This is a genomic window from Vibrio sp. STUT-A11 (assembly GCF_026000435.1).
Taxonomy (GTDB): Bacteria; Pseudomonadota; Gammaproteobacteria; order Enterobacterales; family Vibrionaceae; genus Vibrio.
This window is the reverse complement of sequence record NZ_AP026763.1, coordinates 851036-871447: the sequence shown is the minus strand read 5'-3', so window position 1 is coordinate 871447 and position 20412 is coordinate 851036. Positions and strand designations below refer to the sequence as shown.

Annotated in this window: 19 protein-coding genes; all 19 read right to left on the bottom strand. The window is 48.4% G+C overall.

Going from position 1 to position 20412, the window contains the following annotated elements; all coding sequences use genetic code 11:
* Window positions 1–19: 19 nt before the first annotated feature.
* Window positions 20–2119 carry a flagellar biosynthesis protein FlhA gene (flhA, locus tag OO774_RS04105; RefSeq protein WP_264904948.1) on the bottom strand — a complete coding sequence of 700 codons (2100 nt, stop codon included), beginning with the start codon at window positions 2117–2119 and terminating at the stop codon, window positions 20–22.
* 205 nt (window positions 2120–2324) lie between these two features.
* The gene (flhB, locus tag OO774_RS04100; RefSeq protein WP_264904946.1) at window positions 2325–3455 is read right to left on the bottom strand and encodes a flagellar biosynthesis protein FlhB; all 1131 of its coding nucleotides are present in this window, start codon (window positions 3453–3455) and stop codon (window positions 2325–2327) included.
* Between the two features lies 1 nt (window position 3456).
* Window positions 3457–4239 carry a flagellar biosynthetic protein FliR gene (gene fliR, locus OO774_RS04095; RefSeq protein ID WP_264904945.1) on the bottom strand — a complete coding sequence of 261 codons (783 nt, stop codon included), beginning with the start codon at window positions 4237–4239 and terminating at the stop codon, window positions 3457–3459.
* Between the two features lie 8 nt (window positions 4240–4247).
* The gene (fliQ, locus tag OO774_RS04090; protein ID WP_264904944.1) at window positions 4248–4517 is read right to left on the bottom strand and encodes a flagellar biosynthesis protein FliQ; all 270 of its coding nucleotides are present in this window, start codon (window positions 4515–4517) and stop codon (window positions 4248–4250) included.
* A gap of 25 nt (window positions 4518–4542) precedes the next feature.
* Window positions 4543–5412: a flagellar type III secretion system pore protein FliP gene (fliP, locus tag OO774_RS04085; RefSeq protein WP_264904943.1), complete on the bottom strand. Its 870-nt coding sequence runs from the start codon at window positions 5410–5412 to the stop codon at window positions 4543–4545.
* Complete coding sequence (gene fliO / locus OO774_RS04080; protein ID WP_264904941.1) at window positions 5399–5824, bottom strand: flagellar biosynthetic protein FliO; 426 nt, start codon at window positions 5822–5824, stop codon at window positions 5399–5401. Before fliO ends, fliP begins: the two co-directional genes overlap by 14 nt.
* Window positions 5824–6234, bottom strand: a complete 411-nt coding sequence (gene fliN, locus OO774_RS04075) for a flagellar motor switch protein FliN (RefSeq protein ID WP_005448377.1) — start codon at window positions 6232–6234, stop codon at window positions 5824–5826. Before fliN ends, fliO begins: the two co-directional genes overlap by 1 nt.
* A 57-nt stretch (window positions 6235–6291) precedes the next feature.
* Entirely contained in the window at window positions 6292–7338 is a 1047-nt protein-coding gene (gene fliM, locus OO774_RS04070) for a flagellar motor switch protein FliM (RefSeq protein WP_264904939.1), read from the bottom strand.
* Between the two features lie 7 nt (window positions 7339–7345).
* On the bottom strand, window positions 7346–7849 hold the full coding sequence (gene fliL / locus OO774_RS04065) for a flagellar basal body-associated protein FliL (RefSeq protein ID WP_264904938.1): 504 nt from the start codon (window positions 7847–7849) through the stop codon (window positions 7346–7348).
* Window positions 7850–7925: 76 nt separating this feature from the next.
* On the bottom strand, window positions 7926–9953 hold the full coding sequence (locus OO774_RS04060; protein ID WP_264904937.1) for a flagellar hook-length control protein FliK: 2028 nt from the start codon (window positions 9951–9953) through the stop codon (window positions 7926–7928).
* Window positions 9954–10124: 171 nt separating this feature from the next.
* Window positions 10125–10568, bottom strand: a complete 444-nt coding sequence (gene fliJ / locus OO774_RS04055) for a flagellar export protein FliJ (RefSeq protein ID WP_264904936.1) — start codon at window positions 10566–10568, stop codon at window positions 10125–10127.
* A 5-nt stretch (window positions 10569–10573) separates the two neighbouring features.
* Entirely contained in the window at window positions 10574–11893 is a 1320-nt protein-coding gene (gene fliI, locus OO774_RS04050) for a flagellar protein export ATPase FliI (protein ID WP_264904935.1), read from the bottom strand.
* A gap of 3 nt (window positions 11894–11896) precedes the next feature.
* A complete protein-coding gene (gene fliH / locus OO774_RS04045) occupies window positions 11897–12697 on the bottom strand; it encodes a flagellar assembly protein FliH (protein WP_264904934.1) in 801 nt (266 codons plus the stop codon).
* 69 nt (window positions 12698–12766) lie between these two features.
* A complete protein-coding gene (gene fliG, locus OO774_RS04040; RefSeq protein WP_014232667.1) occupies window positions 12767–13822 on the bottom strand; it encodes a flagellar motor switch protein FliG in 1056 nt (351 codons plus the stop codon).
* Entirely contained in the window at window positions 13815–15557 is a 1743-nt protein-coding gene (gene fliF, locus OO774_RS04035; protein WP_264904931.1) for a flagellar basal-body MS-ring/collar protein FliF, read from the bottom strand. The genes fliG and fliF overlap by 8 nt, the downstream gene beginning before the upstream one ends.
* Window positions 15558–15571: 14 nt before the next feature.
* Entirely contained in the window at window positions 15572–15883 is a 312-nt protein-coding gene (gene fliE, locus OO774_RS04030; RefSeq protein WP_264906065.1) for a flagellar hook-basal body complex protein FliE, read from the bottom strand.
* Window positions 15884–16028: 145 nt separating this feature from the next.
* Complete coding sequence (locus OO774_RS04025) at window positions 16029–17438, bottom strand: sigma-54 dependent transcriptional regulator (RefSeq protein WP_264904930.1); 1410 nt, start codon at window positions 17436–17438, stop codon at window positions 16029–16031.
* A gap of 28 nt (window positions 17439–17466) precedes the next feature.
* Entirely contained in the window at window positions 17467–18498 is a 1032-nt protein-coding gene (locus OO774_RS04020) for an ATP-binding protein (protein ID WP_264904928.1), read from the bottom strand.
* A 394-nt stretch (window positions 18499–18892) separates the two neighbouring features.
* Complete coding sequence (locus OO774_RS04015) at window positions 18893–20356, bottom strand: sigma-54 dependent transcriptional regulator (RefSeq protein WP_264904926.1); 1464 nt, start codon at window positions 20354–20356, stop codon at window positions 18893–18895.
* Window positions 20357–20412 lie beyond the last annotated feature (56 nt).

Here is a 20412-nt window from a genome sequence, read left to right as displayed (position 1 = left end):
CATTAAAAAGGCGTGAGAATCAGTTGCCCACGGCTTGCACAATTCTGATCTGTTTTTCGTCCGGTATTTCCTGATAGGAGAGTACCCGGAGATTAGGGATTGTGTTCTTCACAAACTTAGCCAGTGTCGATCGCAGGACGCCTGAAGTTAACAGTACGGCAGGTTCACCTTTCAATTCTTGTTCTTGCGTTGCCTGGCTTAGTGAAGATTGCAGTCGTTCGGCAAGCCCAGGTTCAATACCTGCAGATTCGCCGCCTGACGCCTGCATTGTCTGATGCAATATCTGTTCCAGCTCAGGAATCAGAGTGATGACTGGCAACTCCGGCTCTATCCCATTGATTTCCTGAACAATTAGACGTTTAAGACTGATACGAGCTGCCGCGGTTAAAATGTCAGGTTCTTGACTCTTACTGGAGTACTCCGCCAAGGTTTGCACGATAGTACGGATATCACGAATTGGAATCGCTTCATTAAGCAAGTTTTGCAAAACTTTCACCACCACTCCGAGCGGTAGCTGATCGGGTATAAAGTTCTCTACTAACTTAGGTGCACTTCGACCCAGCATTTCCATCAGGTTCTGAACTTCTTCATGACCAATCAATTGCGACGCATTGTTGGTAAGTTGCTGACTAAGGTGTGTTGCCAGAACCGTGGATGAATCCACTACTGTGTAGCCCAACGCCTGAGCATGCTCGCGCTGCTCCTCACGGATCCATACGGCTTCCAGTCCAAATGCCGGATCGATGGTTGGCTCCCCATCAATCATACCGTAAACCTGCCCGGGATTAATCGCGAGTTCTTGGTCTGGGCGAATTTCTGCTTCACCCACCGCAACGCCCATCAAAGTGATGCGGTAGCTATTTGGGGTCAGTTCCAGGTTATCTCGAATATGCACGGCAGGGATTAAGAAACCGAAGTCCTGAGATAACTTTTTGCGTACACCTTTGACGCGCTCGAGCAATTCACCGCCTTGGTCACGGTCAACGAGCGGAATCAATCGGTAACCCACTTCTAAGCCAATAATATCGACGGGTTGTACGTCATCCCATGATAACTCACGCAGTGAAGACGGCTCATTGCTCTCGTCTGCTGTCACTGGGAGAGCCGGCTCTTTGGCTTTCTGTTTTTGACGCTTATCGATAAAATATGCAGCAGCCCCGGCAACCACAGCCAGACTCAGGAACGCAAAATGTGGCATCCCCGGAACAATACCCATTACACCAAGAATGGCGGCGGTGATCATAAGCGCTTTCGGGTTATCGAACATTTGGAAAACCAACTGCTCGCCCATGTCTTCATCCGTGTTCTGGCGCGTCACCATCATTGCAGCGGCAATCGACAGTAATAGTGACGGGATCTGTGCGACAAGGCCGTCACCAATGGTCAGCAAGGTGTAGATTTCAATCGCATCACCAAAACCTAAACCGTATTGAGCCATACCGATGGAAAGACCACCGATAATATTGATAAACAGAATCAGGATGCCGGCAATCGCATCCCCTTTCACAAACTTAGATGCACCGTCCATTGAGCCGTAAAAATCCGCCTCTTTGGTCACTTCAAAACGGCGCACGCGCGCTTGTTCCTGATCGATTAGCCCCGCATTCAAGTCAGCATCAATCGCCATCTGCTTGCCGGGTAAGGCATCCAAAGTAAAGCGAGCGCTTACCTCCGAAATACGACCGGCACCTTTGGTGACCACCATAAAGTTGATGATCATCAAGATGAGGAAAACAACCAGACCAACGGCGTAGTTACCACCAATCACCACGTTACCAAACGCCTCGATAACATTACCTGCCGCATCGCCGCCTTCATGGCCGTGCAGCAATACGACCCGCGTCGATGCTACGTTCAGTGCCAGACGCAGTAGCGTCGCAATAAGCAGTACGGTGGGAAATGCCGCAAAGTCGAGCGGACGCCGGGTGTAAACCGTCACTAACAACACCACCATAGATAGCGCGATATTGAAGGTGAAAAACATATCCAGCAGGAATGCAGGTATCGGCAACACCACCATTGCAAGGGTGGCCAAGACCATAACAGGTGCGCCAATGGCTGGCATTTCACGCTGAGGAATTCGTGGCAATTTATCTGCAAATGGCAGGTTTAACTTCATACTGCAAGGTATCTCAATCGAATGAAAGCATCGCGTTGATAACGAGATTATGCGCGACGGCTTTAGCCTAAAGGTTTAGGAATTGTTGATATTTACCTCATTCTTAGCAATCTGCGTACCATGATTTACGCCAAAATAATGACTAAAGGCTCAACAGGTCACAAATCATTGAATCAAAGAACTTTTATTTGACGCGTAACTCAGCCTAGTGACGATGTTCCGGTGGGATAGGCAAATCATAGTCCTGAAGTTTAGGCCGCTGGCCACCACGCTTGCGGTACTGTTTTAACTGGAAGACAAATGCGAGTACTTGCGCCACTGCGGTAAACAGACCATCCGGGATCTCTTGCTCCAGTTCCGTACTGTGGTAGAGCGCACGAGCTAATGGTGGCGCAGGGACAATGGTAATGTCATGTTCACGAGCCACTTCACGGATTTTCATTGCCATATGGTCGGTACCTTTGGCGATAACTACAGGGGCACGATCCGTTTTCTGCTTATAGCGCAGCGCGACCGAGAAGTGTTCCGGGTTGGTGATGATAACATCGGCTTGAGGTACGTCAGCCATCATTCGGCGCTGTGCTGCTTCCCGCTGCAACATACGGATTCGCCCTTTTACCTCGGGTTTCCCTTCCGTCTCTTTGTATTCATCTTTGACCTCTTGCTTGGTCATTTTCAATTGATCGGAGTGTTGCCAAATCTGAAATGGAATGTCGATGGCAACCACTATCAGCAATGAGCAACTGATCAGTAAGATAAAGTTGAGCAAGATTTCAAGGGCATGGAAAATGTTCTGCGGATAAACATCCATACTCAATTGAATCAAATCGGCTTGAGACGCCTGAATCAAATAGATAGCGAATCCGGTGACCAATACGACTTTTAAGATCGATTTGATCAGCTCAACCCAACTTTGCATGCCAACCATACGTTTAAGGCCACTAAGCGGGTTCATTTTTGACGGCTTAGGCATGGCCGCCTGGGCAGAAAAACTGATGCCACCTACACCCGCTGCACCTATCATCGCGGCGACAAACAAGGTGGCCAAAATAAGAAAGAGTGGGAAAAGTAATTCCGTCATTGCGCCTAGCGCGACATCAAACAACTTTGCGGTATCAAAAATTTCATCACGGGTCAGGTTAAATAGGCGACTCATGATGGAAAATAGTGCACGCGCTAATGCCTCACCAAACCACATCAGCGAAATGGCACCAACTATCAGTACCGACGCTGACGCGAGCTCTTTAGACCGAGCAACCTGCCCCTTTTCTCTGGCTTGTTGTAACCGTCGGGGCGTGGCTTCTTCGGTGCGTTCCTGACCGTCTGACTCTGCCAAATTAGCACTCCAAGCGAATGAGGCGACAAATCTGCTCCTCACCCACAGCCCAGTACAACTCGTAATGGCTGTACAAGCCAGCCAAGATGTACCAACAAATTAACAAACCGACCATCAAGGCAAACGCGAAGCCAAGTGAAAAGATATTTAACTGCGGCGCGGCACGTGTCATGACACCGAACGATAAGTTGATGGTCAACAGAGCAATAATGCCTGATAGAGACATACTTAATGCCGTTTTGAACATGATGCTCAGCCACCCCGCCAACTCACGGAAATCCACTGCCGTTAATGTGCCAGAGCCGATTGGCAGTGTTTTAAAACTGAAAACCACCAGCTGCAACATTTTCAAGTGCCCGTCTGTGGCAAGAAAGAACATGGTGGTTAAGAACATAAACAGCTGACCGAGCAACGGGGTACTTTGTCCGTTAGCCGGGTCAACCATCGAAGCAAAGCCCAAACTGGATTGCATACCGAGAATTTGACCTAACAAGACAAAGGTCTGAATCATAAATTGAGTCACCATGCCCATCGCAATGCCGATAATCATCTGCTCGGCAATGGTCATAAAACCGCGAAATGAGACCAGCTCTATATCTTGCGGAACAGTAGGAATGGCAGGCATAACTGCAAACGTGATTGCGAGCCCCAGGTAGAGGCGAATTCGAGGCGACACAAAACGTGCCCCAGTGACGGTCATCACCATCAACATAGAGGAGATGCGAACATACGGCCAAAAGTAATTGGCTATCCACTCCAAAATGATACCAGATGGGTATTCCATGCGCGTCCCTAGTACAGCACTTGAGGCAGACGCTCAATCAAGCCGTAGAAGTACTCCATCAACATTTGTGTCATCCAGTGACCAAAGAGCATCAGAGCAAGCAAAGTGATGATCAAACGCGGTAAAAAGCTTAGAGTCTGTTCGTTAATAGACGTCGCCGCCTGAAAAATGGCCACAACAAGGCCGATAAGCAAGCTTGGAATGATAATGGCGCAGACCATGATCAACACCATCCACAACGCTTCACGGAACAGCTCGACAAACATTTCTGGAGTCATGTCTTATCCTCTAACCTGCGCCAATCTAAAGGGCAAAACTGCCAGCGAGCGTCGACAATATCAAATTCCAGCCATCGACCAGTACGAACAGCATCAGCTTAAACGGCAACGATACAATCATCGGAGACAACATCATCATACCCATCGCCATAAGTACTGAAGCGACGACAAGGTCGATGATCAAAAACGGCAAGAACAACATAAAGCCAATTTGGAAGGCGGTTTTCAGCTCAGAGGTAATAAACGCAGGAATCAGTACGGCCATCGAAACGTCCTCTGGATTTGTCACCTGCTCTCCCGACATATTGACGAAGGTTTCTAGGTCTTTGATTCGAGTCTGTTTGAGCATGAACGCTTTCATTGGCACCTGCGCGGCATCAAACGCTTCTCTGGCAGTCACTTGCTCATTCATATAAGGCTGAATGGCGGTATCGTTTATCTCGTTCAGCACCGGTGACATCACAAAGAAGGTAAGGAAAAGTGCGATACCAATGATCACCTGATTGGAAGGCGTTTGTTGCAGACCCATCGCCTGACGAAGAATCGACATGACCACGACAATGCGCGTAAATGACGTCATCAAAATCACCATTGCTGGCAAGAAGCCAAGCATGGTCATTAAGGCGAGGATTTGCAGCGTGATGGAATAATCTTCGCTACCATCCGGATTGGTGGTCATGGTAAACGCTGGTATTCCACCGCCATTGGTGACCGACATCGTGCGGCTAGCGCCTGTATCACTCTGCATCGCCTGAACGGTTACGCTGTTCCCTTCTGCCAAGTTGGCAGGCAGTGAAGACTCCTCGACCTGAGCAAGCGAAAGTGAAGAAAACAGTACGCTCGCCAGCAAAATAAAGGTGCTCATGATGAGACGAATTGGGTTAGCGTTGGTCATTTTTCTTTATCAGCTGGCTAAATTGATTGGCAAAAGCATTATTCGCCAACTCTTCCTCTTTCAGAGGCTTCTCGAGTTTGGCAAGCGTTTGGATAGATTGGCTCGTGATGCCGACTAAGAGCTGCTCTTCACCGACCTGAATAACAGCAATTCGCTCTTTGGTCCCTACTGGCAGTTGGCTGACAATTTTTAAACCTTTCTGTTGGCCGAATACCGGACCTTGCATGCGTTTTAGCAACCAGGCAAGCAGCAATATCACCCCGATAACCAGCACAAGCGAGCCGAGGGTGGTCAGCAGATCGAAACTGCTTGGCGCAGACATCGAAGCAGAAGAAGCAAACGCCAGTGGCGCACTCAACGTGAAGCTCAGTGCACCAGCCATTTGCTTCCATCTTTTTGAACTAGTGCTCATTAGCGAAGCTTCTTAATGCGTTCAGTTTGGCTGATTACGTCTGTTAAACGGATACCGAACTTGTCGTTGACCACAACCACTTCACCGTGAGCAATCAGAGTGCCATTCACCAACACATCCAGTGATTCACCCGCCAGACGATCCAGTTCCACCACCGATCCCTGGTTCAATTGCAATAGATTGCGGATACTGATTTGCGAACGACCCACTTCCATAGAAATCGTTACCGGAATATCCATGATGGTGTCGAGTTTACGACGTTCATCATCAGATATTGGGCTTGAGGTGTCTTTCAACTCCTCCAGAGGTGCTGCCAACACTTCATCTACATCAATTGACGGTGCAGACGGGTCTTCGCCAAGAGCGGCTGCCCATTCATCTGCTAGCTTTTGATCGTCACTTGGTTCCATTTTCCTATCCTGTGCTTTGCCTTACTTATCGACAACAGATGCGCGCTGTAAGGTGTCTTAATCTTCTGTTTGGTTGTCATTCTCAAGTTCTGACATGATGTCTTTACTCAAGAAGGCTAAATCGGTTTTCACGACGTGAGGGCGCTCAATTTCTTGTGAAATCTGTACCGCCAGTTTGTCTTCGGCACGGCCCATTTTCACTCGATAGGTCGGCAAATCTTCGACAAACATGGTTGCATGCTCCGACATTTCTATTGGGATGATATCTCCCGGTTGCAATTCCATCAGATCACGCAGCGAAATATTCTTTTCCAACAAGTTCACGCGGAAGTTAACCGGACAGTCCATGATCTCTTCGCGCAGAGCAGAGCTCCAGCGAACGTCGGTTTCCATCTTGTCTGACTGCACACCGGCATCCAGCAGTTCGCGGATCGGTTCAACCATGGAGTACGGCATGACCACGTGGAAATCACCGCCACCGCCATCGACTTCGATGTGAAAAGAACTGACCACAATCACTTCTGTTGGGCTGACAATGTTGGCCATGCTCGGGTTGACTTCCGAGTCGAGGTATTCAAACTCCACCCCCATCACTGGCGACCATGCTTCTTTGTAATCTTCAAAGACGACTTTCAACAGCAGTTGGATAATGCGTCGCTCAGTAGGCGTAAATTCGCGGCCTTCAATTTTGGCGTGGAATCGACCATCGCCACCAAAAAAATTTTCTACCAGAATAAATACCAAGCGCGCTTCCATGGTGATCAGCGCCGTACCTTTTAGCGGTCGAAAGCGAACCATGTTTAAACTGGTTGGAACATACAAGGTGTTCTGGTACTCGCCGAATTTCATCATCTGAACGCCGTTAATCGACACTTCTGCCGTTTTGCGTAGCATATTGAACAGGCTAATGCGCATGTGCCTCGCAAAACGCTCGTTGATAAGCTCGAGCGTCGGCATACGACCACGGACTATTCGGTCTTGAGATGAGAAGTCAAAACTGACTGCACCATTGGGATCGTCATCGATAGACTCGTCAACGTCATCCACATCGTCAACGCCATGCAGTAGCGCATCAATTTCGTCTTGGCTTAATAGATCGGTCACGTTTTACCTATTGAATAACAAAATCTGTAAACAGTACTTTTTCAATCACTGACTTTCCGACAGCGGCGTTCAGTGCGGCTTTAATATCTTCAGACGCACGATCACGTAACTCCACTCGTCCCGTTGGTGAGCGCAACTGCTCAACGGTTGCCGAAGCGAACGTTGACAGCAGTGAACTCTCAATCAGTGGCAAATGATAACGTGCCAGTTGCTCACTCTCTGAGCCACGTACCATCAACTGAGCTTTGATTTGTACCAGCCGATCGCGGCTGTCACCTGTCACGTTGAAAACAAACGGCTGAGGAATGTTTACGTACGCAATCGGAACTTCGGCTGCAACCACCTGAGTTTGTTGCGGATCGGATTCTGTCGACTGCTTAGAATCATCCGATCCCATGAAAAAGAACGCGGCTGCACCGCCTCCCAACAAAAGAACCACGACTGCGATGATAATCAGTAGCTTACCTTTGCCTTTTGGTGCGCCCACCCCTTGTAACTGTTCTTCAGCCATTCTTTTCTCTTATTGTTTTGTTTTATGTAATCTGGCAGATAAAAATCTTTATGCTCATCAGGCCATTTCAATAATGTTATGCGTAGAAACTAATCCCATCACGCGGCGAGGATACCTTCACATTGAGTTCAACGCCGCCATCAAACTCCTCTTCAGTCTGACGTGAGAAACCTCGCCCAAAACCACCCTGCTTATTTTGCTCCGCCGCAGAATATCCATGTTGCTGCTGGCCACTATTTTGCTGTTGAACCGAAGAGTCAGCTAACTGCACTCCCTGCTGGGCAAGCATTTCTCTTAATCGAGGCAGTGTTTGTTCTATGATGTCACGTGCCTGCGGATTGGTTACCGTGAAGTGCACATTGGCCAAATCACTGTTCATAGTCATACGAATCTGCATACGGCCAAGCTCGGGCGGATCAAGGCGGATATCGAGGCTCTTTAAATTCTTCGACATCATCATTTGCACTTTTTCCGCGACCTGATCGTTAGCCAACTCTTTGGTCAGCTGTAACGGCAATTGCGCTTGCTGTGCGGCATCCACCCTGGTCTGCGGTGGCGTTGTGACGCCTTGCTGACTGACAGCAGCTTGTAGCTGACCAGCTAACCCCTGCTGTGGCTCGGTTTTATCCTGCTTATCCGTCGTAGCTTTGAGGATTCCAGTCGCTAATGCTGAGTTCATCGCTTTGTGGCTAACTTCTGTATTTGCCAGCGTCTGCCCAATCGCAGGATTGACAGCAGCCGTCGCTAGCCCTTCCGGCATGGCGGGTAAAACGGTTTTATCAATCGTCTGCGTTGTGACTGGTCCAGTTGCGCTTTTCAGATCTTGAGCAGTCACTTGCGGTGTCGGAGTCGTCGTTACCATTTGGCGTGCCGTGTTGTGTTGCGCCGTTTGTGGCTCTGAAAGCACTATTTTCACATCACTTGGCAAAGCAACCAACTGAGCGAGCTCTTCCTCTGGTAATTCCGCGATAACGTCACCAGTTTTCAATCCGTCGATAATTTCAACTTCTTGGTTCGTCAATGGTTTACCCTGAGCCAACTTGGTATCGATTACTTCAAGTTCATCTATAGAAACGCGCTGAACCACACTTGTCGTCATGCCGCCGCCATCTGACTCATCAATGCTAATCGCATTCGCTGCGTACGTTGCAGCCTCGAGATTTACGCCACTTTGTTCCAGCGTTGGCGCAGTTTGAACTTTCTGAGGCGCATTTTCTTGCTTCTCTGTCAATTCAAAACCGTGCTGTGGTGGTTCAATGACGGCTTGCTCTAGTTCCTCAGCAGCGACAAAGTTCCCAACACTTTCAACACTTTCAACACTTTCAACACTTTCAACACTTTCAACACTTTCAACACTTTCAACACTTTCAACACTTTCAACACTTGCTACGTTACCAGCAGTGTCAACGTTATCAACCTCATCAACGTTTTCTAAATTATCAGAATGATAAACGCTCTTAATGTCAGTGTGATGCGAAACTCCAGTGATCTCAGGAGGCAAAACCTTGCCGCGTTCGACCTCTTGATTGACAGGGTTCAAGGCTTGGTTCGCTTGCACAATTCGCCCCAATAGTTGCTGCCCTTCGTTCATAGAACGAGTGACATCAAGCTCGACAACTTCATCACTTTTGGCAATGTTCAGCTCGGGTTTGCGTGTCTCAACGACTTCCTGCTCAAGTTCAGGAAGAGCTTGCTTTTTGGGTGCGACCTGACTGCTCGTTGTTTTCCCCTGACTTCCACTCTCTCGCGCTACCGACGGCATTAGCTGCTCTTCAGGCTCTGCCTGTACATTGTCTTTTTCTAACAATGCCTTAGGTGACTGGTTTTCGCTTTTTCCATCAACAGCGATGGTTTCTTGAATTTCACTTTCTGGCTCAGCAGGCTGCACTGAAGAAGTACTCACTTCATCACTCTTTTCTGCAGCTTCAGTCACTTCTGGCGTCAATTTTTCATCAATCACTTCGACTTTGTGTGAATCTGCGAATACGCCAGCTAAGGTTGCAAAAAAACCTTCGTTTTCTGAATTTTCTGTGGATGTTGTTGCGCCAGACTCGGAAACCGAGATCTTGTTGGTCGCAGCAACATTAGTCAAATTCACATTCATAGTAACATTCTCGTTTTTGGCATTGAGCCACTTTGCTCGGCCAAATCACATGTCAGAGGTAAGTTGAATTATTAGAAGGTGAATTTGCAAAAATCACGCCAATACAAAACGTAATTTTCCTGACGCTGAAAGTACGTCGAAGTGATCCTGCAAAAGCTCTCTGAGTCATGGTCAGAACAGCTTGACCTTACGGCTGTAGAGTAACGTCGAGAACTCATCCATTTGCTTTTGCTCACGCTTGGCTTCTGCGGCTTGTTTCTCTTTAGCTCGCTTCTCAATCATCCACTCATAAGACATGCGCTCTTGACGCATTTTCAGCCAGTACTCTTTGCCGTTTTCGACTTGCTCTCTAAAGTGGCTTTCCGCTTGCTTCTGCTTAGACAAGGTTTCATCCAGCTGAGTAAGAAATCGATTCAAATGACCATACTGACTTGCCGTTAATCCAGCCTGTCCCCGGTCCACCAACTGCTGGCAGTAATCGAGCCGATACTTTTCAATTTGTTCAACTTGACGGTAGTAATCCTCTAACTCAGCACGCGCTTTATTCAAAGCTAATACGGCTTGCTCTTCCCGCTCTTTTGCTTGATCAAACAAAAATTCCATAGCGTTATTCATAGCGATTACCCACCTAAAATACTTCTCAGCATGTTGACGCACATGTCGTATGGAACGGATTCTTTCATACGCTGTTGCAAGTATTCGTCTAACTTCGGCTTAAGCGTAAATGCACTATCGATAGCAGGGTCGGTACCCGGTTTGTAAGCACCAATGGAAACCAAGTCCTGATTTTTGCGGCAAATCGACAACACCTGACGAACGGCTTTCGACATCAGTACGTGTTCTTCAGTGGTGATCTGCGGCATTACGCGGCTGACTGATTTCTCAACATCAATCGCCGGGTAGTGACCTGCATCAGCCATTTCACGAGACAGCACAATGTGACCGTCAAGAATCGCGCGAGATGCATCAGCGATCGGGTCTTGCAGATCGTCACCTTCGGTTAGAACGGTAAAAAATGCAGTGATTGAGCCCTGCTCTGCGCCGCCGTTACCCGCACGCTCGACCAGTGCTGGCAGTTTGGCAAACACCGATGGCGGATAACCTTTGGTTGCAGGCGGTTCGCCGACAGATAAGGCGATTTCACGCTGCGCCTGAGCAAAACGGGTCAAAGAGTCCATGAGCAACAGCACGTCCAACCCTTGATCGCGAAAGTACTCTGCAATGGTCAGCGCGGTTTGACAGCCTTTTAAACGCATCAGCGGAGAAGCATCGGCAGGCGCGGCAACCACAACAGAGCGACGACGCCCTTCTTCACCCAGTATCTCTTCGATGAATTCTTTAACTTCGCGTCCACGCTCACCAATCAGCCCAACAACCACAACTTGAGCGGTGGTGCCTCTGGTCATCATGCCCAGCGTGACCGATTTACCCACACCAGAGCCAGCGAACAAACCAATCCGCTGACCTTTACCAACCGTCAGCAATCCGTTAATCGCTTTTAACCCCACATCGAGAGGTTCTGAAATCGGTTTACGCGCCAGTGGGTTGATGGGCTCAGCATTGAATGAAGCACGGTGATCGGTATAGATAGGGCCAAGGCCATCAAGTGGATTTCCAACCCCGTCAATGACTCGTCCAAGCAACTCCATTCCTACGGGTAAGCCTGCATCAGAGGTCAATGGCGTTACTTTCGCGCCAGGCAAAATACCGGTGATTTGTTCACTCGGCATCAAAAACAGGTTGTCGCCAGAAAAGCCCACCACCTCGGCTTCCATGTGCCCGGACATGGTCTCGACCAGACATAAACTGCCAATCGGAGCCCGGCATCCTGTCGCTTCTAAGGTCAAACCGACCACACGAACCAGTTTTCCAGATGCCACAGCTCTTGTGGTCAACCCTTCGACTTTGTAGTTTTTAAGACGGTCCGCCAGCGCTAACATAGGTTACTCACCCTCTTGGTGACGGTTTGCGCCACAAAAACTCTGCAGCACATTTTTAATCCGCTCTTCCATACGATAGTTAATGCTCGATTCACCTGCTGCAATCTGCACATCTCCACGATTGAGTGAAGGCTCAGCGACCAGCGTCCAGTTACGACAATCTAATTCCTGCTCACCGTATGCAGAGCGAATGATAGACACGTCTTCCGGGTTGAGTTGTAACGTAATGGGATGACCAGAGACAGGCAGAGCTTCAACCGACTGCTTGACCGTATCGAGAATAATTTGTGGGTTGGTCTGGGCTTCGATGTGAACCACTTCTTTGACAAGGCACAGCACCATGTCCACCAGCTGTTTTTCAACCTGAGCGTTCATTAACTCCAGTGGCTGAGCAAACTGGTTGGCAAGGTTCATGAAGACTTCCACCTGCTGCTGGATGAACTCTTGTCCGGCACTCACACCTTCTGCTTTACCGAGTTCTAAACCTTCAGCATGACCCGCCTGCAAACCTTCTTCTTTGCCTTTATCGTAACCTTGTTTAAAGCCCGCTTCCTGACCTTGGTACAAACCTTCCTGATAAGCGCCTTGCTTGATCAGCTCAATCTGCTCTTCGGTCAATTCAAGAACTTGCTCTTCTTCTGGATCGTCAAGGTTTGGAACCCAGCCCGGATCGTAATTAAACGCCGTCTGTCTGGCTTGCTTGGCTTTTGGCTCGCCGTAGTCAGGCAGCCCCCAGCGTTGCGGTTCGATCATCGCATCATCTTCATCAGGACGAATAAATCCACGTTTTCTATCGCTAACCATGGGTTACCTATGCATATTTGATGTGTGTTGAAGTTGCCCTGCGCTTGGAAAATAGCAGGGTAAGAGAGATTACAAGAATTCGTCGGCGCCGCCAGACAACATAAGTTCGCCCGCATCCGCCATACGACGTGCAATCGCAAGAATTTCTTTCTGCGCCGACTCTACATCAGCGACACGCACTGGCGGCATCGCTTCAATATCGTCACGCATCATCTCAGCAGCACGTTTTGACATATTCTTAAATACTTTCTCACGCAGAGAGTCGTCGGCACCTTTCAGCGCTCTCTGCAGAACATCTTGTGGGACGTCACGCAGTAATTTCTGAATACCCTGATCGTCGACTTCCGCCAAGTTCTCGAACACGAACATCAGATCCTGAATTTGCGTCGCCATGTCTTCGTCCTGATCTCGGATTTGGTCCATCAGGATGCCTTCGACATTGTTATCCAGATAGTTCATGATTTCGGCTGCAGCCTTCAGGCCACCAATCTTGGCAGCTTGCGCGCCAGCCTGACCGGCAAACTGTTTCTCCATGATTTCGTTCAGCTCTGCCAATGCCGATGGCTGCACTTCCTCAAGGTTGGCAATACGCATCATCAAGTCCAGACGTACACGTTCCGGGAACTGTGACAGAATTTCTGCAGACTGATCCGCTTCTAAATACGACAGAACAATAGTTTGGATTTGTGGGTGCTCATTGACGATGATGCTCGCCACCTGGCGCGGGTCCATCCATTTCAATGAATCCAGACCTTTAGAACCCGTACCAAGCAGAATTTGGTCAACCAGATTATTCGCTTTGTCTTCACCCAGCGCGGCTACCAACGCATTACGCATGAAGTCTTCACTGCCCATACCGATATTGGTGTATTTCTGGATATCTTCCAAAAAAGCACGGTGTACAGAAGACACTTTTTCCTGACTCAGATCTTTTGCGCGAGCCATCGCACCACCAACACGCTGTACCTGTTTTGGTTCCAGGTGGCGAATGATGCCCGCCGCATCCTGCTCATTGAGGCTCAACAACAAAATGGCGGCTTTATCTTCACCGCTGATGGTTGATGCATCAAACTCCACTGGCATGCCTGCGCCATTTTCACCTTGAGGTACGATATCGTTAGCCATTTTCATTCATCCAGTTTTTCACAACCTGAGCTGCCAGTTCTGGTTCGTTTGCCACCAGCGCACGAACCGCTTTCAGTACATCTTCATCTTTGTGTAAATTCGGCAAGTCGATACTTGAACCAAACTCAAACAGCTCGCTACTCTCAATGTCACTGCCAAGTAGGCTGGTTTCTCCGTCCGCACCAATAGGTATGCCATCTGGACCGTACATTTCATTTTCGTTATCGCTGGTTGGGTTAAGCAGTTTCTTCATCGCAGGGCGAACCAAAACCAACACAACCACGATGATCACCAAGGCGCTGGCAAACCAGCGAACCCAATCGTTAAAGTTTGGATGTTCCCAAATCGGTTGGTCGACAAGCAGCTCCGCTTCTGGCTCGGCAAACTTGACACTCAATACATTGAGTAAATCACCACGTGACTGATCAAAACCGACGGTGCCAATTAACACCTGACGAATCGCATTAATTTCGGGTTCAGACATTGGCGTGTAAGTGACTTCACCTGTGTCTGGGTTGACTTCTCGGCGATCTTTGATTGCCACTGAAACCGTTTGACGCGCAACGGTACCTGTCTGTTTGCGTTCATGGCTAATGGTGGTGTCCAATTCAAAGTTACGTGTCGATTCTTTACGCACGGAACCTTGCCCTGATAACGACCCATCTTTCATCTGAGCAATATCTTGTGGGATCGACGCATCGGCTGGCGGTTGGTTACTCAGAGCGCCTGGAATCCCAGCTACTGTGTTACTGTTGTTGTAATCTTCCAGTGCATATTCACTGCGTGTCGCTGGCGTATTTGGATCAAAGCGTTTTCGGGTTTGTTCTACCGCGCTGAAGTCCATTTTGATATCAACCTGCGCGGTGTAATTGCCGATACCCAAAATTGGCAGTAGCACGGAATCAATTTTTTCACGTAGCGCTTGTTCTTGATTTCGCTCCAACTCTTGCTCTTTTCGACGAGCAGCCGACGCTGGATCTTCAGAGCCTGAACTCAATAAACGACCGTGCTGATCCGTTACGGTGATACGGGAGGTTTTCATTCCTGGAACCGCGCTGGCCACCATGTCGACGATGGAATCCACTTCCTGCTGCTTGAGGTTAGCCCCTGTCGATAAAGTCAGAAAAACGGAGGCCGAAGCGTCTTGATTATGGCGAACAAAAACACTGTGTTTAGGCAATGCCAGTAACACCCGAGCTTTGCGAACCTGCTTCATTTCTTCAATTGCCTGAGCAAGTTGTCGCTCACGACTGAGTTTCAGACGCTCTTGCTCCAGACGCTGAGAAACCCCAAAACCCATGTCTTGCAGCAAAATGTCATCGCCAGCTTCTGTAGCCTGATTGACACCCGCTCGCACCATACCAAGTTTGATCGAGTTGTAGTCACTCGCCTCAACCGAAACGGTATTACCATCCAGTTTGTAGTCAATTTTTTGCTGATCAAGATAGTCCAGAACCGGGATCAATTCTTCGGTCTGGTACGCGCCAAGCGGACGCATCTCTGGCTCTTTCACCCAGAAAAACAGCATCACGATCAACGCAACACAGATGGAAATGGACAGCACCAGTACGACCTGACGAAGTAAGTCAAGATCGCCTACCGCCATATCTAGTTTTGACGCACTGCGCTCTTCCAAATCTGGGTTTTGACTTTCCACATCCAGCTCGGAGTTAGCGATAAGAGCACCATCTGCACCGCCATCAGTGACGGTTAAATCTGTAGACTTGTCTGCCACAATGATTACCTAAATTACACGGGCATATTCATGAGGTCTTTATAGGCCTCGACGAGCTTGTTGCGGATTTGGACAGTAGCATCAAATGCCACACTGGATTTGTTACGGGCAATCATAACGTCTGAAAGGGAGACATCAGCGTCACCTCGATCAAAACGAGTCTGAAGATCACCCGACGCTTTTTGAAGTGAGTTTACGTTATTGATGGCGTTGGTGAGGAGATCACCAAAATCGGCCCCAACTTTCGCACCAGTCGCCGTAGGAGCTGTGTTCGTTGCTTCTACCATCATGGCGCGCATATCTGCCTGAATACCATCAATTTTCATTACCACCTCAGAGCCAAATGTTTGACTATTACTAAAACTGTTCATTATCAAAGCAATTAACATGCCACAAGGTGATAACGTTTTACTTAGATTCATCCAAACATGGTGACTTTTTGCACAAAAATCACCACTACATTGAGAAAAATTAATTGGGAATGTCGATGCCAGCATCGCGCATCTTAGCCAGTTTGTAGCGTAACGTGCGTGGACTGATACCGAGTTTGTCTGCCATGTCTTTTCGACGACCATTACACTCAACCAAAGTATCGAGAATGATCGCATACTCTTGGTCGCGTAACTCACTCCCCAAACCTTCACCGCCAGACGCAATGCGGCTTATGCTCTCAGCCTGAGCAACAGGCTTCACGTCCGGCACCAAGGTTTGTGCATTTTGCACCACACGCTGCAAGCTATTCGCATCTTGCCAATCGACTCCTTCGAGCAAAATATGTTCACCATCAATGTCGCCATTTTCACTCAGAATCAGAGCGCGCTGAACGACGTTATCTAACTCGCGAACGTTACCCGGCCAAGGATAATTAAGCAGTTTATCGACCGCAGACGCCGAAAGCTTCGGAACTGGCATCCCCATCTTTCCGCAATGGCGCTCCGCAAGATGTTTGGCTAGTGGCTCAATATCCCCTTTACGCTCACACAGCGCCGGCCATGCAATTGGGAAAACGTTAAGGCGGTAATATAAATCTTCACGGAAGTTACCTTCCGACACATATTGTTTGAGATCGCGGTTACTGGTCGCCAAAACACGAACATCCAGCTTGATGCTTTTGCGGCTGCCTAAACGCTCGACTTCACGCTCTTGCAGCACACGCAGCAATTTGGCCTGAAGGTTCAGGTCCATTTCGCTGATTTCATCCAACAAAATCGTCCCGCCTTGCGCTTGTTCGAATTTACCCGGACACGCTTGAACAGCCCCAGTAAAAGCGCCTTTTTCGTAGCCAAATAGCGTGGCTTCAAGCATGTTATCTGGAATGGCAGCGCAGTTGATGGCAACAAAAGGACCATCCTTACGGCTTGAGGCATTATGGATGTAGCGCGACATGACTTCTTTACCTGAGCCACTTGGGCCGAGGATCATCACGTTGGCGTCGGTACGCGCCACTCGGTCTGCCAGAGCTAACAGTCGCAGGCTTTTTTCGTCGGCGACCACAGCATCGCCACTATCGTCGCTTTTGATCGGCGCGTAGCGACTGACCATATTAAGTAACACTTCAGGTGCGAATGGTTTTGCCATGTAATCTATCGCACCGTCTTTCATCGCTGAGACCGCATCTTCAATATTGGCGTACGCTGTCATCAGCAAAACAGGTAGGTTTGGCCAGTTCTGTTTGATGTTTTTTAGCAGGGCTAAACCGCCCATACCAGCCATTTGCACATCAGAGACAACAATATCTACCGTGTTTGATTTCAGCTTGACCAGTGCTTCTTCTGCACAGCCCGCTTCTAACCACTCATAGCCTGCTAGAGCCAGAGTATCCACCAGGGCCTCACGAAGACCTTCGTCATCTTCTACGATCAGCACTTTGCTTTGCGCCATTATGATTCTCCTTATTGGCAGAAGACGCTTATTGCGCTTCAGCTTGCACTCGTTCTAGCGGAATGCACATGGTGAAGCAGGCTCCATCACCCTGCTCTGAAATAAGTTCCAATCGACCGTCATGGGCACGGCAAACCATTTGAACGACCGCAAGACCTAGCCCAGTTCCCTGAGAACGGGTAGTAAAAAATGGCTCTAAGATTTTGCTCTGTAGCTCTTTAGGTACACCCGGTCCATTGTCCTGCACAGAAATACGCAGCTCACCGTTGACCGGGCGAAAGAAGATATCAATTTGCGACTCTTTGCCTGACATCTGAATCGCATTCATGACTAAGTTACTCAAGGCAGATGCAATAGCATTGGCATTTCCAAGTAAGCCTGTTTGCTCTTCCTCTACTTCAAGAAAGTAGTCAATATTGTTGTTTTTTAAGGCAGTTTCAACCATGGGTTGATATTCCGAAACCAGCTGAGCAATCGTAAATGGCTTAATGACTTTATTGTCACCACCTTTGGCAAAAAGCAGCATGTCGTTAACCTGCTTTTCCAAATCGTGCAGTCGATCCATCAATTTACTTTGAAACCGCTCTCTCGTATTCGACGGAAGGTTGGGCGCAGCTAGATTGGACGCATACAGCATAGCGCTGGATAAAGGCGTTCTGACTTGATGAGCCAGAGAAGCCACCATACGCCCCAAAGACGATAAACGCTGTAAGTCACTGACTCGGGATTGCAGTAAGCGCGTTTCGGTCAGGTCAGTAATTAGGATGAGCTGACCCGTTTCAGAAGCAGAAATCGCCAAACGCACTTTGCGGCCATTGCGCAGTGAGACTTCATGGCCGTCATCTTCTCGCGGGTCAAATACCGCCTGAATGACGTTGAACCACTTTTCATTAACCAAGGGTATTTCAAGAATACGATGCGCTTCCGGGTTCGCTTCACGCACAACACCGAACGTATCGAGTAGGATGACTCCCGCAGGCATAACATCCAGGACCTGCTTATAACGTTCGACCTGATTTTCTACTGAGTCTAAATGGGATTGGTTGGTGGTATCTTCCATTAACTGCCTGTCGAAATATCGCCACTAAATAGTAAAACAACTTAGTAAGCAATAAGCATACCAAATCATTAACTTTTATTTATCAACAAGTTAATGGAGTGACAATAAGTTGACACTAAATTGACATAAGGTTTTTTACGGATTGTGTTTCACAAAACAGCCCACCGGAGTGCAAATGCCAGCCGCTCAACGGCTTTTATAGGGTCATTCCAGCGAGCCTTAGCGAGACTAGGAATCTAAATTCAGCGCTCTGAGAATCTATAGAAAACTCTTTGGCAACAAAGCGCTCGGATAGAAGTTCCTGAATCACGCTCCTTCGTCGCTGTCCAGGATGACGGAAAGCCAGAATAATCTGTTTGCAGTTAAAAGAACGGCATTACACCGGAGTGCAGAGTTAGCGTTGTAAGTTGTACTTACGCATCTTCTCAACCAAAGTCGTACGGCGCATTCCCAGCATATCGGCGGCTCGTGCTACTACACCACCTTGGGCTTCAAGCGCTTGACTGATCATGTTGATTTCAAGATCAGCCAGCAGTTCTTTTAGGTTGACCCCTTCAGGAGGAAGCTCTTGCGGCGCGTTTGCATTGCTCTCCAATTCATCGAATTCATCAAAGCTGAAATCTCCCGAGAAGATGTCTTGAAAGACATCACGCTCTTGCTCTTCGACTGAGACAAAAGGGTTACCTTCAGGCTGGAATTCCGGAATATCACTGTAACGGTATTTCGTTGGCAAGTGATTCACATCGATCAGACTGTTTGGATAGAGAATCACCATGCGCTCGATCAGGTTTGCCAACTCACGTACGTTCCCCGGCCAGTCATGTTCCATCAAAGAGTTAATAGCGCGCGAAGTAAAGCAGATTGGCTGCCCACCTTCTGCTTCCAAACGAGCCATCAATTCTTGCAGCAATAGAGGGATATCTCGCTTGCGCTCTTTCAGCGCGGGCATTTCAATAGGGAATACGTTGAGACGATAGAACAAGTCTTCACGGAAGGTATCGCCTTCAATCATACTCTCGAGGTTGCGGTGCGTAGCAGCTACGATGCGAACGTTCACTTTAATCGTATTGTTGCCACCCACTCGCTCAAAACAACGCTCTTGCAACACGCGTAACAACTTTACCTGCATTGGCATTGGCATATCACCAATTTCGTCCAGAAACAGCGTTCCGCCATCGGCCAGCTCAAAACGACCTTTACGCGAAGTCAATGCCCCGGTAAACGCGCCTTTTTCATGACCAAACAGCTCACTCTCCAAAAGCTCTGGGGGAATCGCACCACAGTTAATCGGTACAAATGGGCCGCTAGAATACGAGGAATGATAGTGGATATTACGCGCAACCACTTCTTTGCCCGTGCCCGACTCACCCAGGATTAAAACGTTAGCTTCGGTTTTAGCGACCTGCTCAATAAGATGGCGAACTTCCTGAATGCCACGGCTCTGACCCACTAAACTACGGAAAAGCGTGTTTTTTCGTTCACTTGCGATCACATTCACACCCTTTCTTCCCAAGAAGTCATTGCAATGACGCAAGGCGTTACTAAGTTGTGGGTAATTTAAAGGCAGTTCTAACTCACCAACATAGCTTGGTAAATCATCCACAGGTAGCGATAAGCGTCCCATGACGAGCAGTGGAATGTGGTAGGCATCACTAAGATGAGCCACAACTTTTGATGCTGAACCTGAAGAAATATTACCTATAATGCAACCAGACCAGAGTTCAGACCAATCAACATCACCTAGCTGATCAGAACTGACCGCTTCGCAACTTTCTCCAACAAATTCCAATATATTGCTTAAATTTGAACGACTTGAAGCGTCGTCATCAATTACAAGCAGTTTTGCCAAACCTTGCATAACTAAGAATGATTGCCTTTATTTTTGGATGTGTTGCGGCTAAACCTTGATTAGCT